The 22,204-nt window shown below is 69.1% G+C and carries 21 protein-coding genes; 6 read left to right on the top strand and 15 right to left on the bottom strand.

Translation table 11 applies throughout. From position 1 onward, the window contains the following. Nucleotides 1-148: 148 nt before the first annotated feature. Complete coding sequence (locus ACIA03_RS03085; protein ID WP_396979122.1) at nt 149-1,276, bottom strand: LLM class flavin-dependent oxidoreductase; 1,128 nt, start codon at nt 1,274-1,276, stop codon at nt 149-151. A 119-nt stretch (nt 1,277-1,395) separates the two neighbouring features. Here ACIA03_RS03085 and ACIA03_RS03090 point away from each other — a divergent pair, with 119 nt between their 5' ends. From ACIA03_RS03090 to ACIA03_RS03115, 6 genes are all read left to right on the top strand, one after another. Further along, the gene (locus tag ACIA03_RS03090) at nt 1,396-2,928 is read left to right on the top strand and encodes a carboxyl transferase domain-containing protein (RefSeq protein WP_396979123.1); all 1,533 of its coding nucleotides are present in this window, start codon (nt 1,396-1,398) and stop codon (nt 2,926-2,928) included. An 87-nt stretch (nt 2,929-3,015) separates the two neighbouring features. Further along, nucleotides 3,016-3,687, top strand: a complete 672-nt coding sequence (locus ACIA03_RS03095) for a TetR family transcriptional regulator (protein WP_396979125.1) — start codon at nt 3,016-3,018, stop codon at nt 3,685-3,687. A gap of 55 nt (nt 3,688-3,742) precedes the next feature. After that, the gene (locus ACIA03_RS03100; protein WP_396979127.1) at nt 3,743-4,678 is read left to right on the top strand and encodes an ATP-binding cassette domain-containing protein; all 936 of its coding nucleotides are present in this window, start codon (nt 3,743-3,745) and stop codon (nt 4,676-4,678) included. After that, nucleotides 4,678-6,330, top strand: a complete 1,653-nt coding sequence (locus ACIA03_RS03105) for an ABC transporter permease (RefSeq protein ID WP_396979129.1) — start codon at nt 4,678-4,680, stop codon at nt 6,328-6,330. Before ACIA03_RS03100 ends, ACIA03_RS03105 begins: the two co-directional genes overlap by 1 nt. A 45-nt stretch (nt 6,331-6,375) precedes the next feature. After that, nucleotides 6,376-7,281, top strand: a complete 906-nt coding sequence (locus tag ACIA03_RS03110; protein ID WP_396979131.1) for an ATP-binding cassette domain-containing protein — start codon at nt 6,376-6,378, stop codon at nt 7,279-7,281. Continuing rightward, a complete protein-coding gene (locus tag ACIA03_RS03115; RefSeq protein WP_396979133.1) occupies nt 7,278-8,858 on the top strand; it encodes an ABC transporter permease in 1,581 nt (526 codons plus the stop codon). Before ACIA03_RS03110 ends, ACIA03_RS03115 begins: the two co-directional genes overlap by 4 nt. Nucleotides 8,859-8,937: 79 nt before the next feature. Here the strand turns inward: ACIA03_RS03115 and ACIA03_RS03120 are convergent, their stop codons facing one another. From ACIA03_RS03120 to ACIA03_RS03185, 14 genes are all read right to left on the bottom strand, one after another. Continuing rightward, on the bottom strand, nt 8,938-10,524 hold the full coding sequence (locus ACIA03_RS03120) for a calcium-binding protein (RefSeq protein ID WP_396979135.1): 1,587 nt from the start codon (nt 10,522-10,524) through the stop codon (nt 8,938-8,940). Nucleotides 10,525-10,710: 186 nt separating this feature from the next. Beyond that, complete coding sequence (locus ACIA03_RS03125) at nt 10,711-12,093, bottom strand: dihydrolipoamide acetyltransferase family protein (RefSeq protein WP_396979137.1); 1,383 nt, start codon at nt 12,091-12,093, stop codon at nt 10,711-10,713. Then, nucleotides 12,087-13,061: an alpha-ketoacid dehydrogenase subunit beta gene (locus tag ACIA03_RS03130; RefSeq protein WP_396979139.1), complete on the bottom strand. Its 975-nt coding sequence runs from the start codon at nt 13,059-13,061 to the stop codon at nt 12,087-12,089. The genes ACIA03_RS03125 and ACIA03_RS03130 overlap by 7 nt, the downstream gene beginning before the upstream one ends. Next, the gene (gene pdhA, locus ACIA03_RS03135; protein WP_396979141.1) at nt 13,058-14,194 is read right to left on the bottom strand and encodes a pyruvate dehydrogenase (acetyl-transferring) E1 component subunit alpha; all 1,137 of its coding nucleotides are present in this window, start codon (nt 14,192-14,194) and stop codon (nt 13,058-13,060) included. The genes ACIA03_RS03130 and pdhA overlap by 4 nt, the downstream gene beginning before the upstream one ends. A gap of 150 nt (nt 14,195-14,344) precedes the next feature. Next, entirely contained in the window at nt 14,345-15,700 is a 1,356-nt protein-coding gene (locus tag ACIA03_RS03140; RefSeq protein ID WP_396979143.1) for an alpha/beta hydrolase family protein, read from the bottom strand. 129 nt (nt 15,701-15,829) lie between these two features. Then, entirely contained in the window at nt 15,830-16,795 is a 966-nt protein-coding gene (locus ACIA03_RS03145) for a glutathione S-transferase family protein (RefSeq protein ID WP_396979145.1), read from the bottom strand. Between the two features lie 36 nt (nt 16,796-16,831). Further along, a complete protein-coding gene (locus tag ACIA03_RS03150) occupies nt 16,832-17,293 on the bottom strand; it encodes a hypothetical protein (RefSeq protein ID WP_396979147.1) in 462 nt (153 codons plus the stop codon). Then, the gene (locus ACIA03_RS03155) at nt 17,290-17,901 is read right to left on the bottom strand and encodes a CDP-alcohol phosphatidyltransferase family protein (protein WP_396979149.1); all 612 of its coding nucleotides are present in this window, start codon (nt 17,899-17,901) and stop codon (nt 17,290-17,292) included. The genes ACIA03_RS03150 and ACIA03_RS03155 overlap by 4 nt, the downstream gene beginning before the upstream one ends. Before the next feature lie 53 nt (nt 17,902-17,954). Further along, nucleotides 17,955-18,956 carry a putative zinc-binding metallopeptidase gene (locus tag ACIA03_RS03160; protein WP_396979151.1) on the bottom strand — a complete coding sequence of 334 codons (1,002 nt, stop codon included), beginning with the start codon at nt 18,954-18,956 and terminating at the stop codon, nt 17,955-17,957. A gap of 7 nt (nt 18,957-18,963) precedes the next feature. Next, complete coding sequence (locus tag ACIA03_RS03165; protein WP_396979153.1) at nt 18,964-19,449, bottom strand: hypothetical protein; 486 nt, start codon at nt 19,447-19,449, stop codon at nt 18,964-18,966. Nucleotides 19,450-19,465: 16 nt separating this feature from the next. Beyond that, nucleotides 19,466-20,365 (bottom strand): transglutaminase N-terminal domain-containing protein, encoded by a 900-nt coding sequence (locus ACIA03_RS03170; RefSeq protein ID WP_396979155.1) that lies wholly within the window; start codon nt 20,363-20,365, stop codon nt 19,466-19,468. A 96-nt stretch (nt 20,366-20,461) separates the two neighbouring features. Next, nucleotides 20,462-21,019: a hypothetical protein gene (locus ACIA03_RS03175; RefSeq protein WP_396979157.1), complete on the bottom strand. Its 558-nt coding sequence runs from the start codon at nt 21,017-21,019 to the stop codon at nt 20,462-20,464. A gap of 132 nt (nt 21,020-21,151) precedes the next feature. After that, nucleotides 21,152-21,625 (bottom strand): hypothetical protein, encoded by a 474-nt coding sequence (locus tag ACIA03_RS03180; RefSeq protein ID WP_396979159.1) that lies wholly within the window; start codon nt 21,623-21,625, stop codon nt 21,152-21,154. Further along, nucleotides 21,619-22,158: a hypothetical protein gene (locus tag ACIA03_RS03185; RefSeq protein WP_396979161.1), complete on the bottom strand. Its 540-nt coding sequence runs from the start codon at nt 22,156-22,158 to the stop codon at nt 21,619-21,621. The genes ACIA03_RS03180 and ACIA03_RS03185 overlap by 7 nt, the downstream gene beginning before the upstream one ends. Nucleotides 22,159-22,204 lie beyond the last annotated feature (46 nt).

Raw genomic sequence — 22,204 nt, forward strand, 5'->3', positions numbered from 1 at the left:
GTGCTCATGCGTGGGTCCTTCAATCGGTCAGGTGGCCATAGGTCAGGCGTCTGTTGCCCGGCGGGGAGACCGGGTGCTACCAGAATAGAGCGAACAGGCCCCACCTACCAACGGTTTTCCCAGGTCAGGCGCGTGTCTTTCCGGTTAACTACGCCCGACGTACGCCGTTTGAGGCCGTTAGCGCAGCCCGGCTCGCCTCTCGAAGCCTCGGGATCAGCGCCTCGCCGACCCGGGTGACCTCGGTCCGGTAGGGCGTGTCCGAGAGGACGAAGTGGCTCACGCCGAGCTCCTGGTAGCGGGCGAGCGCCGCGGCGACGTCCTCCGCGGAGCCGACCAGCCAGGTGGTGCCGGCGCCACCGCCGCCATACCGTCCAGGAGCGGTGTACAGGCAGTCGTCGAGCACGTCGCCGCGGTCGGCGAGATCGAGCAACCGGCTCTGCCCGACCGCCGCCCGGCCCGTGCGCCGGAACTCGCGGTCACCGACGTTGTCGGCCATCCGGCGCACCTTCTCCTCCGCGTCGCGCCAGGCCTCCTCGCGGGTGTCACGGATCAGCGTGGTGATCCTCAGACCGAACTCGAGCGGTTCCAGGTCGCGGCCCAGCGACTCCTGCAGTCCACGCAGGCGCTCGACCCGCTCGGCGATGCCGTCCAGCGGCTCACCCCAGAAGAGCTGGACGTCCGCCTCGGTCGCAGCCACCGCCTCGGCCTCCGCGGACGCGCCGCCGAAGTAGAGCCGGGGATGCGGGCGGGCCGAGGTGGCGTACGGGCGCGGGGTGATCGTCGAGCCCGCGACCTGGAAGTGGTCGCCGTCGAAGGTGACGTTCTCCTCGGTCCACAGCCGCCGCACCAGCCGCATGAACTCCTTGGTCCGCGCGTAGCGGGCCGCGCGGGAGTCCTCACGGTCGCCGTACGCGGCCAGGTCGTCCTGACCGGAGACGATGTTGACCCGCACCCGACCGCGGCTGAGCTGGTCGAGGGTCGCGGCCGACGTGGCGAAGTTGGCCGGGCGCCAGTAGCCCGGTCGGATCGCGACGAGCGGCTCGAAGGTCGTGGTACGCGCAGCCAGAGCCGTCGCGACGGTGAAGGTGTCGGGCCTCCCCCAGCTGGTGCCGAGCAGGGCGCCGGTCCAGCCGGCGTCCTCGACCGCCTCGGCCAAGCCGACCTGGTGGTCGAGGGTGCCGTAGCCGTCCTCGGGCAACGCGGTGTCGCCACGGTGGCCGGCCTCGACAAAGTTGGGGAGGTACCAGAGGAACTCGGGGGTGTGTGATGCAGTCATTCCGGACTCCTTCATGAGCTCTACTCATGAATGTTAATTGCTTTTATCGACTATTAGCCGAGGTGTCCATCGATGGACAGAGGCTCAGCCAATGAGCCAACTCGGGGTATGGTCGCGACATGGGCCTGACCTCTGCCGAGCTGATCGACCTCGTCCTCGACGCCGGGACATGGACGTCCTGGGACACCCCGCCGTCATACGGTGACCTTCCCGAGGCGTACGCCGCCGACCTGGCGAAGGCGCGGGAGCGGGCCTGGACGGATGAGTCGGTGGTCACCGGAGAGGCCCGGATCGCCGGGCGCAGGGTGGCCGTGGTGCTCTCCGAGTTCCGGTTCCTCGCCGGCTCGATCGGGCGCGCGTCGGCCGAGCGGCTGATCGCGGCCGTGGAGCGTGCCACGCGCGAGGGGCTGCCACTGCTCGCCGGGCCGGCCTCCGGCGGGACCCGGATGCAGGAGGGCACGCCCGCGTTCGTGCAGATGGTGCGTATCGCCGAGGCCGTCACCCGCCACAAGGCGGCCGGCCTCCCCTACCTCGTCTACCTGCGCCACCCCACCACCGGCGGCGTGATGGCCTCCTGGGGATCGCTGGGTCACGTCACTGTCGCCGAGCCCGGAGCGCTTCTCGGGTTCCTGGGACCGAAGGTCTACGAGGTGCTCAACGGCCGCCCCTTCCCCGCCGGCGTCCAGGTCTCGGAGAACCTCTTCGCCCACGGACTCGTCGACGGCGTCGTACCTCCCGACGAGCTCGCCGGGCTCGTCGACCGAGTCCTCACCATCCTCGACCTCCGCCCCGAGAAGTCACCCCGGTCGGCCGAGACGTCGCTCGCGTCGGCCGAGAGGTCAGCGGGTGACGCTTCGGCCGACGGGAGTGACGCTTCGGCCGACGCGGGCGACTTCTCGGCGGTCGACACCTGGGACGCGATCACCCGGTCCCGGCGGCCCGACCGGCCGGGTGCGCGAGCGCTGCTGCGGATCGCAGCCTCGGACGTCGTACCCCTCAACGGCACCGGACAGGGCGAACGCGATCCCGGCCTGATCATCGCGCTGGCGCGGTTCGGGGCGGCACCGTGCCTGGTGCTGGCGCAGGACCGGCGCGAGCAGGCTCATCAGCCGCTCGGGCCCGAGGGCCTGCGCGAGGCGCAGCGCGGGATGAAGCTCGCCGCCGGGCTCGGGCTCCCCGTCGTCACCGTCATCGACACCCCCGGCGCCGCCCTGTCGCCGGAGGCCGAGAACGGCGGCATCGCCGGCGAGATCGCGCGTACGCTGGGGGCGCTCGTCAACGTCGAGACCCCCACGCTCAGCCTGATGCTGGGCGAGGGCAACGGCGGCGGCGCACTCGCCTTCCTCCCCGCCGACCGGGTGGTCGCAGCCCAGCACGCCTGGCTCTCCCCGCTCCCACCGGAGGGCGCGAGCGCGATCGTGCACGGCGACTCCGACCACGCCGCCGAGATGGCCGAGGCACAGCGGGTCCTCGCCGTCGACCTCCGGCAGATCGGCGTGGTCGACCGGATCGTCGCCGAGTCCCCCGACGCCGCCGACGAACCCGAGGCGTTCTGCCGCCGCGTCGGCAGGATCCTGGAGGACGAGCTGCTCGCGCTGCTCGCCTCGGGCCCGGGCGACCCGACGAGCCGGGCAGCTCGTTACGCCGGCTGAGGCGCCGTCAGCGACCGGAAACCCTGCGTCCGACGAGACGCAGGGTTTTCTCTTGCGCTTCGACTGAACACGTGTTTAGCATTGAACATGCGTTCAGCCCCTGCCGACTCCACCACCCGCGAGCGGATCCGCGACGCGGCGGTGCTGCGGTTCGCGCGTGACGGTTTCGGCGCCTCGGTCCGCTCGATCGCCACCGACGCCGGAGTGAGCCCGGCCCTGGTCATCCACCACTTCGGCTCCAAGGACGAGCTCCACGCAGAGTGCGACGAGCAGGTGCTCGCCGAGATCCGGAAGGCCAAGAACGAGTCGATCGACGAGCTGGCCTCCGGGCAGAGCATCCTGCACCGGTTCGCGGCGGCCGACGAGTACGCGCCGATGCTCGGCTACGTGCTGCGCTCGCTGCAGGGCGGCGGGCCGGTCGGCCAGACCTTCATCGAGCAGATGATCGAGGACGCGGTCGGCTACACGAAGCATGGCGTCGAGGCAGGCCTCGTCAAGCCCAGCCAGAACGAGGCGGCGAGGGCGCGCTACCTGGTCCTCTCCGCCCTCGGCATGCTCATGCTCGAGCTCACCCTCAATCCACCCGAGGACCCCAGCGACCTAGGCGGCTTGGTGCGAGGGTTCCTGACGACGAGCTACTTCCCGATGATCGAGCTCTACTCGCAGGGGTTCTTCACCACCCGTCGCATGCTCGACGAATACCTGCTCTACGTACCGGACCCGCCGCAGGACACCGCCGCGGAGCCCCTGTCTGAATGACGCCAGGACCGTCGGCGTACGTCCTCCTGTCCTCCCAACTCGGAAGAGAGTTCCCATGTCCGACACCATTCCCGCGGTCGAGATCGCGGGCCTGCACAAGTCCTTCGGCTCCTTCAAGGCCCTCGACGGCCTCGACCTGACCGTCCAGCCCGGCCAGGTGGCCGGCTTCCTCGGCCCCAACGGCGCCGGCAAGTCCACCACCATCAAGGTCCTGCTCGGGCTGCTGCGCGCCGACGCCGGCACCGCCCACCTCTTCGGCGGCGACGCCTGGCGGGACGCGGTCGAGCTGCACAAGCGGATCTCGTACGTCCCCGGTGACGTGTCGCTGTGGCCCAACCTCACCGGCGGCGAGTGCATCGACTACCTCACCCGCTTGAAGCCGCGCGGCGACAAGGCGCGCCGCAAGGCACGCAAGGCAGAGCTGCTGGAACGGTTCCAGCTCGACCCCACCAAGAAGGCGCGCACCTACTCCAAGGGCAACCGGCAGAAGGTCGCCCTGGTCGCGGCGTTCCTCGACGAGTCCGAGCTCTACATCCTCGACGAGCCGACCTCCGGCCTCGACCCGCTGATGGAGGCCGTGTTCACCGAGTACGCCCGGGAGGCCAAGGCCGCGGGCTCGTCGGTGCTGCTGTCGAGCCACATCCTCAGCGAGGTCGAGAAGGTCTGTGACACCGTCACGATCATCCGGGCCGGGGTCGCCGTCGAGTCCGGCACGCTCGACGAGCTGCGCCACCTGACCCGTTCCTCCGTCGTCGCCACCGTCGGGGGCGACCCGTCCGTCCTGACCGGCCTGCCTGCCGTCAACGACCTCGTGACCAGCCAGAACGGAGCCGGCACCCGAGTCGCGTTCGACGTGGACAACCACGCGGTGGGCGAGGTCATGAAGACCCTGACCGACCTGGACGTGCACGGCCTGACGGTCACGCCGCCCTCGCTCGAGGAGCTCTTCATGCGCCACTACGGCGATGTCATCGCGACGGAGGAAGCGTGATGAGCGCGCTCGCACCGGCCCTCCCGCGGCGTACGCCGCTGACCTCCTTCACCGGCACCTGGCACCTGACCCGCTTCATGCTGCGGCGCGACCGTGTCCGGCTGACCGTCTGGACCGTCTCGCTGCTCGCGCTGTACGCCTACTTCGTCACCGCCCTCGGCACCGTCTACCCCACGGCCGAGGACCGGCAGGGGCGCGCCGAGCTGATGCAGCAGCCGGCGTCGGTGTTCCTCGGCGGGCCGAACTACGGTCTCGACGACTACACGATCGGTGCGATGTTCGCCAACGAGATGACGCTGTGGATGATCGCGCTGCTCGGGGTCATGAACATGTTCGAGGTCGTGCGCAACACCCGTGCCGAGGAGGAGAGCGGCCGAGCGGAGCTCGTCCGGTCGCGCGCGGTGGGACGCCACGCGGCGGTCGCCGCCTCGCTGCTGACGGTGGTCATCGCCAACGTCGTCTTCGCCGTGCTCGGCAGCGCGCTGCTCATCTCCGCCGGCGGCCTGGCGGCCGAGGACACCTTCGCGCTGTCGACGGCGATCGCCGTCAGCGGTCTGGTCTTCGCAGCGGTCGCGCTCGTCACCTCGCAGCTGACCACGCACGGCCGCGGTGCCACCGGCCTCGCCCTCGCGGTGCTGGGTGTCGCGGTGCTGGTGCGCGGCATCGGCGACCTGCAGGCCGCGCCCGGCGAGCACGGCACCTGGCTGTCCTGGCTCTCGCCGATCGCATGGACGCAGCAGATGAGGGCGTACGTCGACCTGCGCTGGTGGCCGCTCGCGCTGAGCGTCGTGGCGGTCCTGGTGCTCCTCGCCGTCGGGGCCTTCCTCGCCTCGAAGCGCGACTTCGACGGGGCGCTGCTCGCCGGTGGCTCTGGCCGGGCCGAGGCTCCGGGGATGCTCTCGTCCCCCGTGGCCATGGCGTGGCGCCAGCAGCGTACGGCTCTGTTCTGGTGGTTCCTCGGCACCTTCGTGATGTTCGGGGCAACCGGCACCTACCTCGGCGAAGGCGTCGAGGACATGGTCAACGACATGGCTGCCTCCAACCCCGAGGCGGCCAAGATGTTCGGCGACGACCCGCTCACCGGGTTCCTGGCGATCATGATCCTGTACGCCGCACTCGCCGCCGCCGGGTATGCGATCGCCACCACTCTGCGGGCCAAGACGGAGGAGACCGAGGGGCGGCTGGAGATCACGCTGGCCAAGCCGGTCTCACGCGGTCGTTGGTTCGCCTCCCACCTCGTCGTCGTGGCGGTGGGCGCGTTCGTGCTGACCATGATCTCGGGTGCCCTCGCCCTGTGGGCGGGTGCGCTGGTCAACGGCGAGGTCGAGCTGGGGACCTTCCTGAAGGGCGGCGCGGCGTTCCTGCCTGCCGTCGCTGTCTTCATGGCGCTGACCGCGGCCTTGTACGCCTGGGTCCCCAAGATCACGCCGATCATCTGGGCGCTCTTCGCGTTCACCTGCATCACCGGGATGTTCGGTCCGCTCTTCGACCTCCCGGACACGGTCGCCGGCATCTCACCCATCTGGTGGGTCGGCCGCTACCCGCAGGAGCCCATCGAGGCCTCGCACATGATCGGGCTCAGCGCCGTGGCGCTCGCGCTCATGCTGGCGGCATTCGCCGGCTTCCGTCGCCGAGATGTCGTCGGCGGCTGACCTTCCACAACCTCATACATCCCACATGCGCTGAAGCGAGTTTCCATGTCCGACAACATCCCCGCGGTCAAGGTCGCGGGTCTGACCAAGCACTTCGGGAAGTTCCTCGCGCTCGACGGGCTGGACCTGATCGTGCAGCCCGGCGAGGTGCACGGATTCCTCGGCCCGAACGGCGCCGGCAAGTCGACGACCCTGCGAGCGCTGCTCGGCCTGCTGCGCGTCGACGGCGGCGAGACCCGTGTCTTCGGGCTCGACCCCTGGCGTGACGCCGTCACGATCCACAAGCGCCTTGCGTACGTCCCGGGCGATGTCGCGCTGTGGCCCAACCTCTCCGGTGGCGAGATCATCGACCTGCTACTGCGGCTTCGCGACGTGGACCCGAAGGACACCCGTCGTGCCGAGCTCTTGGAGCGCTTCCAGCTCGACCCGACCAAGAAGGGCCGCGCCTACTCCAAGGGCAACCGGCAGAAGGTGGCTCTGGTCGCGGCCTTCGCCGCAGACCCGGAGCTGCTCATCCTCGACGAGCCGACCTCGGGCCTGGACCCGCTGATGGAACAGGTCTTCAACGAGTGCGTGGCCGAGCACAAGGGGCGCGGCGCGACCGTGCTCCTCTCCTCGCACATCTTGTCCGAGGTGGAGCGGCTGGCCGACCGGGTCACCATCATCCGGGATGGCCGGACGGTCGAGACCGGCACCTTGGAATCGCTGCGCCACCTGCGGCGCTCGAAGGTGACAGCGCAGGTCAACGGGGCGGTCCCGGAGCTGGCCGGTCCCGGCATCCACGATGTGATCATCGACGGCGAGAACATCACCTGCACGGTCGACCCAGACGGCCTCCCGACCCTGCTCGCCGTCCTGAGTGCCGCAGGCGTCCGGTCCCTCAACTCGAGCCCGCCGAGCCTCGAGGAGCTCTTCCTCGACGCCTACCAGACCGAGGGGGCGACACGATGAGCGCGTACTCCGGCACCGCGCTGCTCACCCGCACGGCCCTGCGCCGTGACCGGGTCATCATCCCGGTGTGGATGGCCGTCCTGACCCTGATGGTCTATGCGTCCGCCGCGGGCACCAAGTCGTTCTACGCATCCGAGGCCGAGCGGGTGCACACGGCCGAGGGACTCAACGCCAGCGGCGCGACCGTCGCGCTCTACGGCCCGATCCTCGACGTCCACAGCCTCGGCGAGCTGGCCATGACGAAGATGACGGTCCTCTACGCGATCTTCGTCGCCGTCCTCCTCGTCGTCCTCGTACGCCGCCACACCCGCGTCGAGGAGGAGAGCGGCCGGCTCGAGCTCGTGGGCGGCACCGCGGTGGGTGCCGAGGCGCCGACCGCGTCCGCCCTGGTCGAGGCCACCGGTGTCTCGCTCCTGGTCGGCGTCCTCGCGGCCCTCGCCTCGATCGGTGGCGGGCTGCCCGCGACCGGATCCATCGCCTTCGGCGCGACCTGGACGGGCATCGGCCTGGTCGCGGCCGGGATCACCGCGGTGACCTCGCAGCTCTCGGCGAGCGCGCGCACCTGCGCCTCCCTGACTGCCGGCGCGATCGGCGTCCTGTACGTCCTTCGCGCCATCGGCGACACCTCGGTGTCCTGGCTCTCCTGGCTCACGCCGTTCGGCTGGAACACCCAGCTCCGCGCCTGGTCCGAGCCACGCTGGTGGATGCTGCTCCTCTATATCGGCCTGGCTGCCGTGCTCGTCGCGGTCGCGCGTGTCCTGCACGGTCACCGCGACCTCGGCTCCGGGATGATCGCGGCACGGCCGGGGCCTGCCGTCGGATCGCCCCGCCTGGCGGACGCGCTCGCCCTCTGCCTGCGTCTGAACGCGTCGGCGCTCATCACATGGTCGCTCGCGATCGCGGCCCTGGGTGCGGTCTTCGGCGCGATCGTTCCGGGCTTCGGTGACTTGCTGGACAGCGAGAGCGCACAGGAGATGCTGCAGCGGCTCGGCGGCGAGGGAGCGATGGCCGACACCATGGTCGCGGCCGTCCTCTCGATCGTGGCGATCGTGATCACCTTCTTCGCGATCTCGGTCATCTCCCACGCCGGCTCGGACGAGTCCGACGGGCGTGCCGAGACGGTGCTCGCCACCGCGACCTCACGGTCTCGCTGGTACTGGTCGGCCGTGCTCGTGGCCTTCGCCGGCGCTCTGTGGCTGCTGTTCCTGGCCGGCCTGTTCATGTGGATCGGCTACGGAGCGGCGGGCTCGGCCGACGGCTCGCATCCCGACCAGATCGTGCCCGCGGCCCTGGCCTGGGCACCGGCGGTCTGGCTGACCTCGGCTCTCGCTGCCGGTCTGCTGGCGCTGCGGCGCTCGAGCCTCGGCTACGCGCTCCCCGCGCTCTGCCTCGTGATCACCCTCGTCGGCGAGCTCCTCGAGGCGCCCGGCTGGTTCATCGGCATCTCGCCGTACTCGCACATCCCGCAGATGCCCACCGAGTCGTTCACGTGGGCCCCCGAACTCACCCTGACCGCCCTCACCGCCGCGGTGCTCCTGAGTGCCTGGGGGTGGTTCCGCACCCGCGACATCGGCTGAACCCTGCCGAGGCGTCACGTACGTCGGCCGAGTGGGCATGGAGGTGCCCACTCGGCCGACGCAGCTGACGTCTCGGCGGTCAGGAACCGGTGACCTTGAACGTCGCGCCGGGCAGCTCCTGCTCCGGATGCATCGAGCTCGGATAGGTGTCGACCCACTCCTGGTAGAGGTGCGGGCCGTAGTAGCGCTCCACGACCGAGATGCGGTCTGCCGCGTAGACCTCGAGGTCATACACGCCGGTCGGGGTTCCCTTCGGGACCGTCAGACTCACGGTCCACTCACCGGCATAGATGGTGCCGGCCGTACGCACCGGGTCGGCGCCACAGATGAAGTCGCCGTCCATCGTGCGGCCAAAGCACACGCTCAGGGATGTCAGCCCGCTCATCTCGGTCACGCCGATCCGGTCCGTCACCGACAGCACCGCCTTGATGGTCTTGACCCCGGTACGCACGTCGACGGACGTCGCGCTCAGGCTCTTCAGCTTCACCACCGGGGGCGCCGTGTCCGGGTTGGTGCTGGTCACCTGCGTCGAGGCCATGTCGAACTTGTCGGTGGTACGCCCAGAAGTGTCCGTCGCGATCGCCTGGAGCGAAAGCTTGCCCCCGGGCGTCCACCTGGGCACGGTGACGTACGCCTGCCACCAGCCGTCGCGTACACCGCCGGAGACCATCGGCATGAAGTTGGTGTAGAGCTGCGCCGGATTGTCATCGGCGAGTCCGGTGACCCACCCCTGAACCCGGGCAACGCGAAGATCGTCCTTCACGTGAACCCGCACCCGGACCTTCGTGTCGCCGGAGTCCGAGTTGATCGTCGTCGGGGACAGGGAAGCCTCGACGACCACCGGCGCGGTGGCGTCGCGGAAGCATCCATAGAGGTAGTCGTAGATGTCGTAGTAGCAGGTGTTGGTGCCGGCGTTGCCGTGGACGTCGTCCAGCCCGGTCCCGCCGGACAGCGTGTCGTCGCCGTCGCCACCGTTGAGGGTGTCGTCGCCGCTCTCGCCCCAGAGCCTGTCGCGGCCGGAGCCCCCGTTGACGGTGTCCAGGTGGTTGTTCCCGTGGAGCTGGTCGTCGCCGTCGTTGCCGGCGATCCGGTCGTTGCCGTCACCACCGGAGATCGAGTCGTTGCCGTCACCACCGCTGATGGAGTCAGATCCTGCGCCTCCGGAGATGGTGTCCCCGCTCGTCCCACCGCTGATGCTGTCGCCGGCGGCGCCTCCGTAGATGCGGTCGGCCCCTGCCCCGCCGGAGATCACGTCGAAGTGGTCGCCACCGGAGATGACGTCACCGCCGTCCTCGCCCCAGATGTTGTCCTGCCCGGTGCCTCCGTTGAGGCTGTCCGGACCGCCGCCACCGTGGATCCAGTCCTCGCCGCTCCCGGCGAGCACGCGGTCGGCTCCATAGCTCGCATAGATGTGATCGCCGCCCGATCCGGCATCGACGAGATCGTCACCGCCCTTGGCGTAGATGATGTCGCCGCCACCGCGACCGCAGATGACGTCGCGGCGCGAGGTGCCCTTCAGGACATCACCGCCGGACGTACCGACGATCGTGCAACGTACGCCGGTGGATGTTGTCGCCGCGCTCGCGGGACTCGCCACGAGTACGGTCGCCGAGGCGACCATCGCGACGATCCCGGCAAGCAGCGTGCGCCCCGTCAGGAGCACCATTCCCGCCTCCAGAAGATCTCAGGCCCGCGTCACCGCGAGCCTGAGGATCGTCCCAGGTCTGATGCCCCACCGGGTAGCGAATTGCCGACCTGTGGATCGGTTGTCGAACATGCAGGACGTACGACGGGGAGTTCGACAGGGGTTACCGCCAGGTAACCCCTGTCGAACTCCCCGTCGTATCCCTGGCTAGAAGAGCAACCCGGTGGCCGGGTCGGAAACCACGCGGGCCACGTCGGCGAGAAAGCGGGAGCCGGCCTCGCCGTCGATGTGGCGGTGGTCGAAGCTCAGCGCGAGGGTGCAGACGTCGCGGGGGACGATGTGCTCGTCATCACCTTCGCCGACCACCCAGGGCTGACGCTTGATCGCGCCGACGGAGAGGATCGCGGACTCGCCCGGGTTGATGATCGGGGCACCGCCGTCGATGCCGAACGGACCGATGTTGGTGATCGTGAACGTCCCGCCGGTCTGGTCGGCCGGCGGGGTCTTGCCGGTGCGAGCGGTCGCAGTGAGCTCGTTGATCGCGGCACCAAGCTCGACCAGGGACATCCGGTCGGCGCCCTTCATGTTCGGCACCTGGAGACCTCTGGGGGTCGCCGCGGCGATGCCGAGGTTGACGTAGTCCTTGAAGACGATCTCCTGCGCGGCCTCGTCCCACCAGGTGTTGATGATCGGGGTACGTCGCATCGCCAGCAGCGTCGCCTTGGCCACGATCAGCAGCGGGCTGACCCGGATCTCGGCGAAGTCGCGGTTGACCTTGAGGCCGGCAACCAGCTCGGAGGTACGGGTCACGTCGACCGTCGTCCAGACGGTCACGTGCGGCAGCGTGAACGCCGAGTCGACCATCGCCTGGCCCATCTGCTTGCGCAGGCCCTTGATCGGCTCGCGACGCTCGCCCCCGACCGGCGCCGCCGACTCCCTCGACGGGGCCGGAGCGTTCGCCAGAGCCTCCAGGTCGGCCGTGGTGATCACGCCATCGTCGCGCTCAGGAGTGACGGTCGCCAGGTCCACACCCAGGTCGCGCGCCAGCTTCCGGGCGGTCGGCTTGGCCAGCACACCGGTGCCCGCGGCGGCGGCCGGCGCGGAGACGGTGCGGGTGCGGCGTACGACTGCGTCTTCCTTGGAGCCGTAGCCGACCAGCGTCAGCGGCTGCTCGGTCTCCGGCTCGGGAGCTGCCGTCTCGGACGACGGGACTGACGCCTCGGACAACGGGGCCGACGCCTCGGGCGACGGGGCCGACGCCTCGGGCGACGGGGCCGACGCTTCGGGCGACGGGGCCGACGCCTCGGCAGGCGCGGCCGACGCCTCGGCAGGCGCGGCCGACGCCTCGACGGAGTCGCCGATGCGGATGATCGGGGTGCCGACCTGGACCTCGGTGCCGACCTCGACGAGGAGCTCCTGGACGACCCCCGCATACGGGGAAGGAAGCTCGACGACCGACTTGGCGGTCTCGATGTCGCAGACAGGGTCGTTGACCTTGATGACGTCGCCGACGGCGACGTGCCACTCGACGATCTCGGCCTCGGTGAGGCCCTCGCCGACGTCGGGCAGCTTGAACTCGGAGGTCACCATGCGAGGCTCCTGTCGACGGCGTCGAGGACCCGGTCGAGGTCGGGGAGGAAGTACTGCTCCGCCCTCGCCGGCGGGTAGGGCGTGTCGAACCCACCCACGCGGAGCACCGGCGCCTCCAGGGAGTGGAAGCACTGCTCGGTGATCCGGGCGGCGAGCTCGGCGCCGAGACCGAGGTTGACGTGGGCCTCGTGGACGACGACCGCGCGACCGGTACGCCGCACCGACTCGTAGACGGGGGCCATGTCGAGCGGCGAGAGCGTGCGCAGGTCGATCACCTCGAGCGACTTGCCCTCCCCCGCGGCCGCCTCGGCGGCGGTCAGCGCGGTCTTCATGGTGGGCCCGTAGGCCAGCACGGTCAGGTCGGTGCCGGGGCGCGTCACCCGGGAGGCGAACAGCGGACCAGGCGTAGCGTCGACGTCGATCTCGGCCTTCGTCGAGTGGTAGAGCCGCTTCGGCTCCAGGAAGATGACCGGGTCCGGATGCGCGATCGCCTGCTGGATCATCCAGTAGGCGTCGACCGGGTCCGAGCAGGCCACCACCTTGAGGCCGGGCGTGTGCGCGAACTGCGCCTCGGGCGACTCGCTGTGATGCTCCACCGCCCCGATGCCGCCGCCGAACGGGATCCGGATGACCATCGGCATCGCGACCCGCCCACCGCTTCGATAGTGGAACTTGGCCACCTGCGAGACGATCTGGTCGTAGGCCGGGTAGACGAACCCGTCGAACTGGATCTCCACCACCGGCCGGTAGCCCCGCAGCGCCAGCCCGACCGCCGTGCCGACGATCCCCGACTCCGCCAACGGGGTGTCGATCACCCGCGCCTCGCCGAAGTCCTTCTGCAGCCCGTCGGTGATCCGGAAGACACCGCCGAGCCGGCCGATGTCCTCACCCATCAGGACGACCTTGTCGTCGTCCTCCATCGCCCGCCGGAGCCCGGCATTGAGCGCTTTCGCCAGCGTCATCTTCATCGGGATGCCACCTCGTGCTCGAAGGAGGAGAGGTACGCCGCGTAGCCGTCACGCTGCTCGCGAAGCTCCTCGGGCAGCTCGGTGTAGACGTTGTCGAAGAGGCGTACGGGATCAGGCTCGGGCAGGTCATGGATGCCGGCACGCAGTCGCTCGCCGAACTCCTCGGCCTCGGCCTCCACCTTCGCGAAGAAGGAGGTCGAGGCGCCGCCGCCGCGGCGAAGGTAGGCCTCCACCCGGGCGATCGGGTCCTTGAGCTTCCACGCCTCGACCTCGTCGGAGAGCCGGTAGCGGGTCGGGTCGTCGGTGGTCGTGTGTGCGCCCATCCGGTAGGTGTAGGCCTCGATCATCGTCGGCCCGCCACCCTCCCGGGCCCGCTTGAGCGCCGACTTCATCACCTCGTACGTCGCCAGCACGTCGTTGCCGTCCACCCGGATGCCGGGGAAGCCGAAGCCCTGGGCGCGCTTGTAGAGCGGCACCTTGACCATCTGCTCGACCGGCTCGGAGATGGCCCACTGGTTGTTCTGGCAGAAGAAGACGACCGGCGCGTTGTAGGAGGCGGCGAAGACCATCGCCTCGTTGACGTCGCCCTGCGAGGAGGCGCCGTCGCCGAAGTGGGCCACGACCGCGGTGTCACGGGTCGGGTCGCCGGTGCCGACGAGGCCGTCCATCTGCACACCCATCGCATAGCCGGTCGCGTGCAGCGTCTGGGCGCCGATGACGATCGTGTAGAGCCCGAAGTTGTGCTCGGCAGGGTCCCAGCCACCCTGGTCGGTGCCCCGGAAGAGCCCGAGCAGCTGCATCGGGTCGACGCCGCGGCACCAGGCCACGCCGTGCTCGCGGTAGGTCGGGAAGACGAAGTCCTGGGGTGCGAGCGCGCGGGCCGCGCCGATCTGCGCCGCCTCCTGACCCAGCAGCTGCGCCCACAGGCCCAGCTCGCCGTGGCGCTGGAGCGCGGTGGCCTCGACGTCGAGGCGGCGGGTCAGCACCATGTCGCGGTAGAAGCCGCGTACGGCCTCGTCCTCAGGTCGGTCGGGTGAGAACTCGAAGTCCGGGTGCGAGACCCGTTCTCCCTCGGGGTTCAGCAGCTGCACCATGTCGGTGTGGCTGGGACTCGGATCCAGAAATTCAGTCATCACGCTTCCTTCACACGGGGTGGGGTTGCCACCGCTGGCTATGCCGATCACGGACTTGTGATCCATGGCATATCGGCATAGCCAAACGGTACTCGCCCGGGGTGAGGGAAGGGGCTCAAGTGAGTGCGAATACCCGGATCAGGGCGGCCGTCAGTCCACGGTTCCCCAGGTGCGGTCGTTCACGAACTCGGCCGGCCGGAAGCGTACGTAGCGGCCCTCGCCGTGCTCCTCGGCGGCGGCGTCGAGCGCCTCCGCGGTGGCGGCGATCCCCCAGCGCCCGGTGTCGAGCCGGTGCTCGACGGCCTCGACCGCGGCGAGGTTCTCCGCGACGTTGAAGGCGCAGTGACCGACGGCGTCGACGTAGGCCTGGCGCAGCAGCGAGGACCTGCCGGCCTCCCTGATCGTCTCGGCGTACTCCTCCTGGTACTCCACCGGCGCCAGGACGTCGACGAGGGTGTGGGTCGCGAGCACCGGCACCTGCAGGTCGCCCGTCGGCACCGAGGTCCGGCTCATCCAGCTGAGGCCGGCCGGGTCGGGCTCGATGTCGGCGGTTTCAGTGAGCCGGCGCAGGTCGGCGCCCAGGTTCAGGCCGGCGCCGCGATAGAGCGCCTGGACCTGATCCTGCTGGGCCGACTGGCGCAGCAGGTGCTGGTAGTCGACGCCGGCGGTCCAGCCACTGTCGCCCCCGGCCGCGTTGACGATGGCGCTGCGCCGCCGGATCACCTCAGGCAGCGTCGAGCGAACCAGCTCGGCCTGAGCCGCGGCGAGCTCCTCGGGATCGCTCTGGTCGACGCCCGGCAGCTCGGTCGGAGTGTTGAGCAACGCGGCGACCAGCGCAACGCGGGCGCGTCCCTGCGGGCTGTCGGCCGCCTCGTCGAGCGCCTTCGCGATGGTGTCGACGGTCGCCTGCGCCTCCTCGGGCGAGGTGAACCCGACCAGCGGGACGTCTGCCTCCGGCGCGAGCAGTCGCACTGCCGCGTACGCGGCGTCGAGCTGGTAGTTGTTGAGGGCGACGCCGCCACCGACCAGACCGCAGGTGCTGACGGCCGCATCCACGCCCGCGTCGGGACGCTCGGCGATCAGGCTGGTGACCAGGCCACCCATCGACCGGCCCATCGCGATCACCCGGTCCGAGTCCCCGGCTCGCGCCTCGAAGGCGGCCAGCGCGTCGATCTGGTCCTGCACGGCGGTGCCGAGGGCCCAGCCGGTCGTGGCGTACGACGAGGCGACGACCGCCGTGCCACGGTCGACCAGCGCCTGGGCCGTCGGCGCGAAGCCGGTGTCCCAGGCGGGATTCTCCGAGCCCATCCGGAAGCCGTGGGAGAACAGGACGGTCGTGCCGTCCCAGTCCTCGGGCACCTCGGCCTGCCAGGTCGTGCCGTTGGGCAGCGACCCGGTGAGCGTGGTGGATGCGGTGTCGGCAGCGACGGCCGGGCCGAGCGGGGATGAGGGGACCAGAGCGGCGCATACCGCGGCGGCGACGGTCAACGAACGAGTGAGGCGCACGAGACAGCTCCTTCGACAGAATTCCCGATTGACAGGATTCCTGATGATTCTGGTGACGCGCGTCGCCCGTGTCAAGAGGCGCGGAACTTCGCTGGGCGTGCTCCGAGGCGGCCGGAAGAAACGCGTCCTTCAGCCGAGCGACTCGCGCCCGTGGGGCTCGTCCCAGCCCGAGAGGTCGGGGCCGGCGGGGACGATCTGCGTGGGGTTCAGGTCGGCGTGGACGATGTAGTAGTGCTGCTTGATCTGGTCGAAGTCGAGGGTCTCGCCGATCCCGGGCGTCTGGTAGAGGTCGCGCGCATAGGCCCACAGCGAGGGGAACTCGACGAGCTTCTGCCGGTTGCACTTGAAGTGACCGTGGTAGACCGCGTCGAAGCGGGCGAGCGTCGTGAAGAGCCGGATGTCGGACTCGGTGAGCTGGTCACCGACCAGATAGCGCTGCCGCGAGAGCCGCTCCTCGAGCCAGTCGAGGGCAGCGAAGAGACGTGAGTACGCCGCGTCGTACGCCTCCTGGGAGCCGGCGAAGCCACAGCGGTAAACCCCGTTGTTGACCTCGGTGAAGACCCGCTTGTCGACCTCGTCCATCTCCTCGCGGAGCGCCCGCGGCCACAGGTCGGGCGCGTCGTCGCCGAAGAAGTCGCTCCACTCGTGGAAGAAGTCGTGGGTGATCCACGGGAAGTCGTTGGTGACGACCTTGCCGGAGGCCTCCTCGACGATCGCCGGCACCGTGATGCCGCGCGGATAGTCCGGGTAACGCTTGAAGTAGGCCTGCTGCAGCCGCTCGATCCCGAGCACCGGGTCGACACCGCCGGGGTCGAGGTCGAAGGTCCAGGACCGGGCGTCGTGCGTCGGCCCGGCGAGGCCGAGGGAGATGACGTCCTCGAGCCCGAGCAGGTTGCGGACGATGATCGCCCGGTTCGCCCACGGGCAGGCCGCGGCCGCGACCAGCCGGTAGCGGCCCGGTTCTACCGGCCACAACGGCACGTCGCTCGGCCCGAACTCCGGCTTCCGGCCGTCTCGGGTGATCCGGTCCGGGATGTAGTTCATGTCCCGGTTGAACTCGCTGCCCGGTTGTACGTACGTCGCCTTCTCCTGCATGGGTTCACCCTACGGTGTGATTGAAACGTGAACGTCTCAGAGGAACCGCCAGGCAAGGCCGGCGGCCTCCAGGATCAACCAGAACCGCAGCGCACGGGAGACGAGCACCGTGAGCGTGAAGATCAGCAGGTTGAACCGCAGCGCGCCGAAGAGCACGGCCATCACCGCGAGCGGCGGAAACCCGGAGAGGCCCGACGCGGCCAGGAGTGCGGCCGCCAGGGCCGGGCGGCCCGAGGTCCGGGCGTACCAACGGTCGTAGGAGTCCTGCCACTTGGGCGACTCGAGCTTCTTCCTGATCCAGGGGATCTTGGTGGATCCACGACCGGCGTAGTACCAGACCACCTTGCCGCCGGTCTGGCCGAGCCCGGCGACGAACCCGAGCAGCGCCGGCCACCAGTCGGAGTTCTGGGCGACGACGGCCAGGTACGCCTCGGCGTTCATCACCGGGATGAGCGCGGAGCCGAGACAGAAGAAGAGCGTGCCGATCAGAAGCTTCATCGCGGCACGGGCAGGCCGATCTTGAGGAGCCGTCCCAGCGAGACGCACTTCATGATCAGCAGGGCCGTGGCGATCGCCAGACCCACCCACATCCAGCCGGTGACCAGCAGCAGGATCGCGAAGAGCCCCGAGTTGACCGCCTTGCCCGGGTGGGACCAGTTCCACCGCCACAGCGTCCGGTCGATGACGTAGAAGTAGTTCGGACTCTTGATCGGCCAGGCCAGGTAGGAGATCGACAGGAAGCAGTCGATCACCATGAACTCCGCAAGGTAGACGAAGATCGCCGGCGACAGGTCCGGCTGCAGAAACGCGAGCCCGACGTAGAACGCCGCCGCGCAGAGACGGTCGGAGAAGATGTCGAGCACGCCGCCGATCCGTGTCTCCTCGTCGCGCCACCGGGCGACCGCCCCGTCGAGGCTGTCTCCGGCCCAGTAGACGACCAGGGCGATGACGAGGAGCTTCAGGCTCTCCTGGTGGGCGGCGCTCGCCGCCAGCACCACCGAGGCGATGGTGCGTACGAACGTGATCACCGTCGCAGACGTCCACAGCCGTTCCGACTCGGGGCGGGCACGCTCCTTGGCGCCTGGCACGACGTCGGTTCCGGTCATGCTTCGAAGCATAGAGTGCCGATAGACGCCGTCCCTGTGAATCGGCCCGCGGCTCAGCCCGGGTCGCGCACCAGGGAGGCGACGAAGTCGAGCTTGTCCAGGACCGCGGGCGGGATGACGAAGGGGTAGAGGTCGTCGTGGCCCATGGACCGGTTGATCACGTTCAGCGCGGCCGAGAGCGGCACCCAGATGTCGGTGACGACCTGCCGGAAAGGCATCTCGGCGGGCACCGGGGCGGCGAGACCGTACGCTGCCGCGGACCCGAGCGTGTCACGGATGTGCATGTAGTGGGCCCAGGTCTCGGCGAAGTCCTCGAAGGGGTGCATGGTGGCATAGGTCGAGATGTAGCTCTCGGTCCAGCCGGCGGGCGGTCCTTCCGAGTAGTGACGCTGGAGCGACTCCTCGTAGGAGACCGACTCGTCGCCGAAGACCTCGGTGCACCGCGCCATCAGCTCGGGCCCGCGGACCAGCTGCCACTCGTAGTAGTGGCCGACCTCGTGCCGGAAGTGGCCGAGCAGGGTGCGGTAGGGCTCGTCGAGCGTCGCCCGGACATGCTCGCGATAGGCGTCGTCGGACTCGGCGAGGTCGATGGTGATCACGCCGCCGTCGTGCCCGATGACCACGTCCGGGGTGGAGGCGATGCCGTCGCTGGCGAGCAGGTCGAAGGTGAGCCCCTCGGCGGGGTCCTCGGCCTTGGTGCGTACGTCCAGACCGAGCGCGTCGAGCTCGACCACGAGGTGACGTTTCGCCTGTTCAGCGAGGGAGTACTGCTGCTGGACGAACTCCGGCGCGGCGTCGTTGGGCCGGGTCCGGGTCAGCTCGCAGGAGAAGCAGATCCCGCCCTCGATCCGAGCCAGCCAGGTGCATCCGGTGTCCAGGGTGTTGGCGCAGACCCACCAGATGTAGCCGTCGGCGTCGACGTAGCGACCCTCGGGCGAGACCGGGACGATCTCGCGCTCCTCGCGGGAGTAGGCGAGCCGGGTGCCGCACGAGACGCACGCCGAGTTCTCGAAATAGAGACGGTTGCCGCACTCCCGACAGGTGAACGCGTTCATGCACCCATCATCCGCTGCTGGACATGACCTTCCAGTCGGTGACGCGCCATTGGTCACCCACCTTGGCCAGCCAGACGACCAGCCCGTCGTCCGGAACGGTGCCGCCGTCCTCGGCTTCGTACGAGATCCGCACCGGGACGTAGGCTCGGGTGCCCTCGACGACCGCGTCCTGGTAGACGAGGGTCCTGGTCAGCTGCTGGGGGCTGGGGTCAGCGTAGGTCCGCTTCCCCTCCGCGGCCCGGACCATGTCATTGGCCCCACCGCCGCGAAGGACCTCGTCGCCTTCGTCGGACGCGAGCTCGTAGAGCGTCGCGACGGAGGTCGTCTCCAGGAAGTCTCGGGTGACCTCGGTGGGGCCTGAGTCCCGCGCGAGCCACCAGAGCGAGAGCGCGGCAAGAGCCGCGACCGCAACCAGCACTCCGGAGATGCGTACTCCGCGACGCCAGCGGCTGCCGCGGGTCACGATGCTCGCCCGCCGCGGAGGCTGTCCCACGAGCAACACCGTAACTTCACTCCTGCTGGTCGGGGGCCACATCGACCGAGACGGTCAAGGTCGAGGTGGTGGCTTCGGTGTAGATGACCCCCTTCACAGGAGGTACATCGGCATAGTCACGACCCCAGGCCACGCTCACGTAGCGCTCGTCGGCCCTGGTGTCGTTCGTCGGGTCGAGGGCGAGCCACCGGCCCGTCCCCGCACCGCTGAGGCAAGGGACCCACACCTCCACCCAGGCATGGGAGGCATCGGCTCCGACGAGCCGCGGCTTCCCCGGCGGAGGGGTGGTGGCGAGGTAGCCGGAAACATAGCGGGCCGCGAGCCCGTGCGCTCGAAAACAGGCCAACATCAGGTGAGCGAAATCCTGGCAGACGCCACCCTGGGCCTCGAAGATCTCCGGGATCGTCGAGGTGACCGTCGTGGCGGTGTCGTCGTAGTCGAACCCGGTGTGGATCCGGTGCATCAGATCCTCCGCCGCCTCCACGAGCCCGCGTTGTTCGGTCAGGGAGACCGAGCCGAAGTCGTACGCCTCCTGGGTGTGCTCCACGAGCGGTGATGCCACCGTCAGGTCGGCCGCTCGCCAGGCGCCGGGGAGGTTCGGCTCGACCAGCGGCCGCGCCCGCTCCCACGGCTGCTCGAAGCTCGTCTCGTCATAGACCGGTGTGCTGACGTCGACCTCGGAGATCGCCGTGATCTCGAGCAGCTGGTGCGGCTCGAGGACCTGGAAGTACGTCACCGTGTTGCCGTAGAAGTCGACGTCGCTCGACTGGTCCGCGGGCGCCGGGGAGATACGTACGTCGGTGGTCTCGACGTGCTGGTGCGGCAGCTCTTTCGGAGTCACATGGGCGATGCCGAACGAGTTGGTGACATCCTCGTCATAGGAGTACGTCGTCGTGTGGCTGACCCGGTATCTCACCCGCGGCATCGTATCCGGCCCCCGACTGCCACGAGTGGGCGAAAGCGGCTGCCGAGACACGCCCCGGACTGCCGCTTTCGCCCACTCATGCAGCGCTTAAAGGGACTCCTCATGCACCACGACGAATCCTGGCCAGTCCGACTGGCGGAGTCGCGTTGCGAGGCGCTGGGCTTCTATCTCGTCGATCACTTCCAGGTCGCTGTGGTTCACGGAGGCTCGCCCGTCGAACTCGCCGTCCTTGTCGATCCACCGCACTCGCGGTGCACGGACGAGACCGCGGACCTCGACGATCCGCCCCGGATGGTGACGGGTCAGCCCAGACGCATAGTTGTACGCCGTCTGCCCCTGTTGCCACGGGACGACCTGCCCCTGGCGCCAGGGACCGTAGTACGGGTCCCAGTCGTCATCCTCGAGCACCGGACCAACCCACTGGACCAGGTCACCGACGTGAAACGGTGAAGGTTCCGGCTCACCGACCTCATCGTGCGGAATCCCGTTCCAGCCGGGGCTGTCGCGGGTGATCCGCACCAGGTCCTCGAAATCCGCATCGGAGATCACTCGGAGGTTCTTCGCCTCGTAGACCGCGTCAGGGCAGTACCAACCGTCCTTGTCGAGCCACGAGACGAACGTCCAGCCGTCTGGCAGGTCATCCATGACAACCCCAGGCAGCGCCAGCGGACCACCTTCGATGGGAGGACGGTTCCCCACCCAGACGACCCGGCGACCCCGCGGAGAAGGAGGGAACGACTCCTGCAGGTGATCAGACGAGCTGCCCATGCCACCAACCTAGGGTGCGGAGCAAAGTTGCCACTTCCTCACGACATCCGTACCTCTCGGGTAGGCGGTCACGACACCGTTTTCCCCTACTACGACAACGATGCTCGCGCCCCCGATTCGGTATGTGTATTTCCTCTTGTCGTTCTCGCCGTCCGAGGCTGCTCCTCGGTTGATCGTCTTCTGGATACACGTCAGAGCATCCGTCCAGTTGGGCACTTCGTGCTTCAACTCTACGTGCACGGCACCCCAGGTCGAGCCGTTCCCGCACTTGATCGCGACATAGCCTTCCCTAGTTGTCCTAACCCTCCAGAGCCTGTGCTTCCTCACACTTGAGGGCACGTAGGCCGACTCGCTGTCAATGGGCGACGCTCCGCATCCATTGACGGCGTCCGTCGCTTGGGCATTGGCCGGCACGGAGGTGGCTGCCCACATCGACACCATGACAACGAGCGCCGTGGCGACCCGCCCGATCAGCCTCAGCACGACGCGACCCCGTCCCAGCGATCCGGACCAGTCTGGTTGAGATGGCGGTCGGTCCACGAGGAACCGGCGGCGACCTTGTGACAAGCGCTGTCTGTGGCGAAGGCCCAGAGGACCTTTACCCGTGTGCTGGTCGCGCAGTCGTTCTTGACCTTGACGTTCTGATAAGGCCCAGCCGGGTTCGAGTACGTCGCCGTCACACACACCGGCACAGCCGCTGCAGCCAGCAACGCCTCGCCCGCGATATCGTCGTCCGCGATTGCTGCTGCGCGCTTGGCGGACACGCCGTGCGCGAGCAGCGCCTTCACGATGTCGTGCTTATGTCCCGCCGGCTGCTCAACCGCACGTACCGGATCCGGGTCCTCCAGACCTTCGGACGACGGGCTGGCCGGAGTTGCGGCGTTGGCCGCCGGCGCCAGTGCCAGACACCCTGTGACGGCGATGGCAGCGACGCACGCCGCTGCATGTACCAAATTCACTTGAATCTCCCCGTTTGAAGTGAGTTTGCCCGAGAATGTCGCGGTTTTGTGCGGCACGCATCCTGACGAGGTCACCACGTTACGGAGCCCGTGTAGTCGTCGC

Origin of the sequence: Nocardioides sp. NPDC051685 (assembly GCF_044453405.1) — a bacterium.
Taxonomy (GTDB): Bacteria; Actinomycetota; Actinomycetes; order Propionibacteriales; family Nocardioidaceae; genus Nocardioides.

Coding starts and splice junctions, on each gene's coding strand:
- ACIA03_RS03150 (WP_396979147.1), bottom strand. CDS start 17,293: ATGAAGCTTCTGATCGGCACGCTCTTCTTCTGTCTCGGCTCCGCGCTC.
- ACIA03_RS03120 (WP_396979135.1), bottom strand. CDS start 10,524: ATGGTGCTCCTGACGGGGCGCACGCTGCTTGCCGGGATCGTCGCGATG.
- ACIA03_RS03110 (WP_396979131.1), top strand. CDS start 6,376: ATGTCCGACAACATCCCCGCGGTCAAGGTCGCGGGTCTGACCAAGCAC.
- ACIA03_RS03160 (WP_396979151.1), bottom strand. CDS start 18,956: ATGAACGCGTTCACCTGTCGGGAGTGCGGCAACCGTCTCTATTTCGAG.
- ACIA03_RS03155 (WP_396979149.1), bottom strand. CDS start 17,901: ATGACCGGAACCGACGTCGTGCCAGGCGCCAAGGAGCGTGCCCGCCCC.
- ACIA03_RS03115 (WP_396979133.1), top strand. CDS start 7,278: ATGAGCGCGTACTCCGGCACCGCGCTGCTCACCCGCACGGCCCTGCGC.
- ACIA03_RS03175 (WP_396979157.1), bottom strand. CDS start 21,019: ATGGATGACCTGCCAGACGGCTGGACGTTCGTCTCGTGGCTCGACAAG.
- ACIA03_RS03125 (WP_396979137.1), bottom strand. CDS start 12,093: ATGGTGACCTCCGAGTTCAAGCTGCCCGACGTCGGCGAGGGCCTCACC.
- ACIA03_RS03130 (WP_396979139.1), bottom strand. CDS start 13,061: ATGAAGATGACGCTGGCGAAAGCGCTCAATGCCGGGCTCCGGCGGGCG.
- ACIA03_RS03105 (WP_396979129.1), top strand. CDS start 4,678: ATGAGCGCGCTCGCACCGGCCCTCCCGCGGCGTACGCCGCTGACCTCC.
- pdhA (WP_396979141.1), bottom strand. CDS start 14,194: ATGACTGAATTTCTGGATCCGAGTCCCAGCCACACCGACATGGTGCAG.
- ACIA03_RS03100 (WP_396979127.1), top strand. CDS start 3,743: ATGTCCGACACCATTCCCGCGGTCGAGATCGCGGGCCTGCACAAGTCC.
- ACIA03_RS03095 (WP_396979125.1), top strand. CDS start 3,016: ATGCGTTCAGCCCCTGCCGACTCCACCACCCGCGAGCGGATCCGCGAC.
- ACIA03_RS03085 (WP_396979122.1), bottom strand. CDS start 1,276: ATGACTGCATCACACACCCCCGAGTTCCTCTGGTACCTCCCCAACTTT.
- ACIA03_RS03090 (WP_396979123.1), top strand. CDS start 1,396: ATGGGCCTGACCTCTGCCGAGCTGATCGACCTCGTCCTCGACGCCGGG.
- ACIA03_RS03145 (WP_396979145.1), bottom strand. CDS start 16,795: ATGCAGGAGAAGGCGACGTACGTACAACCGGGCAGCGAGTTCAACCGG.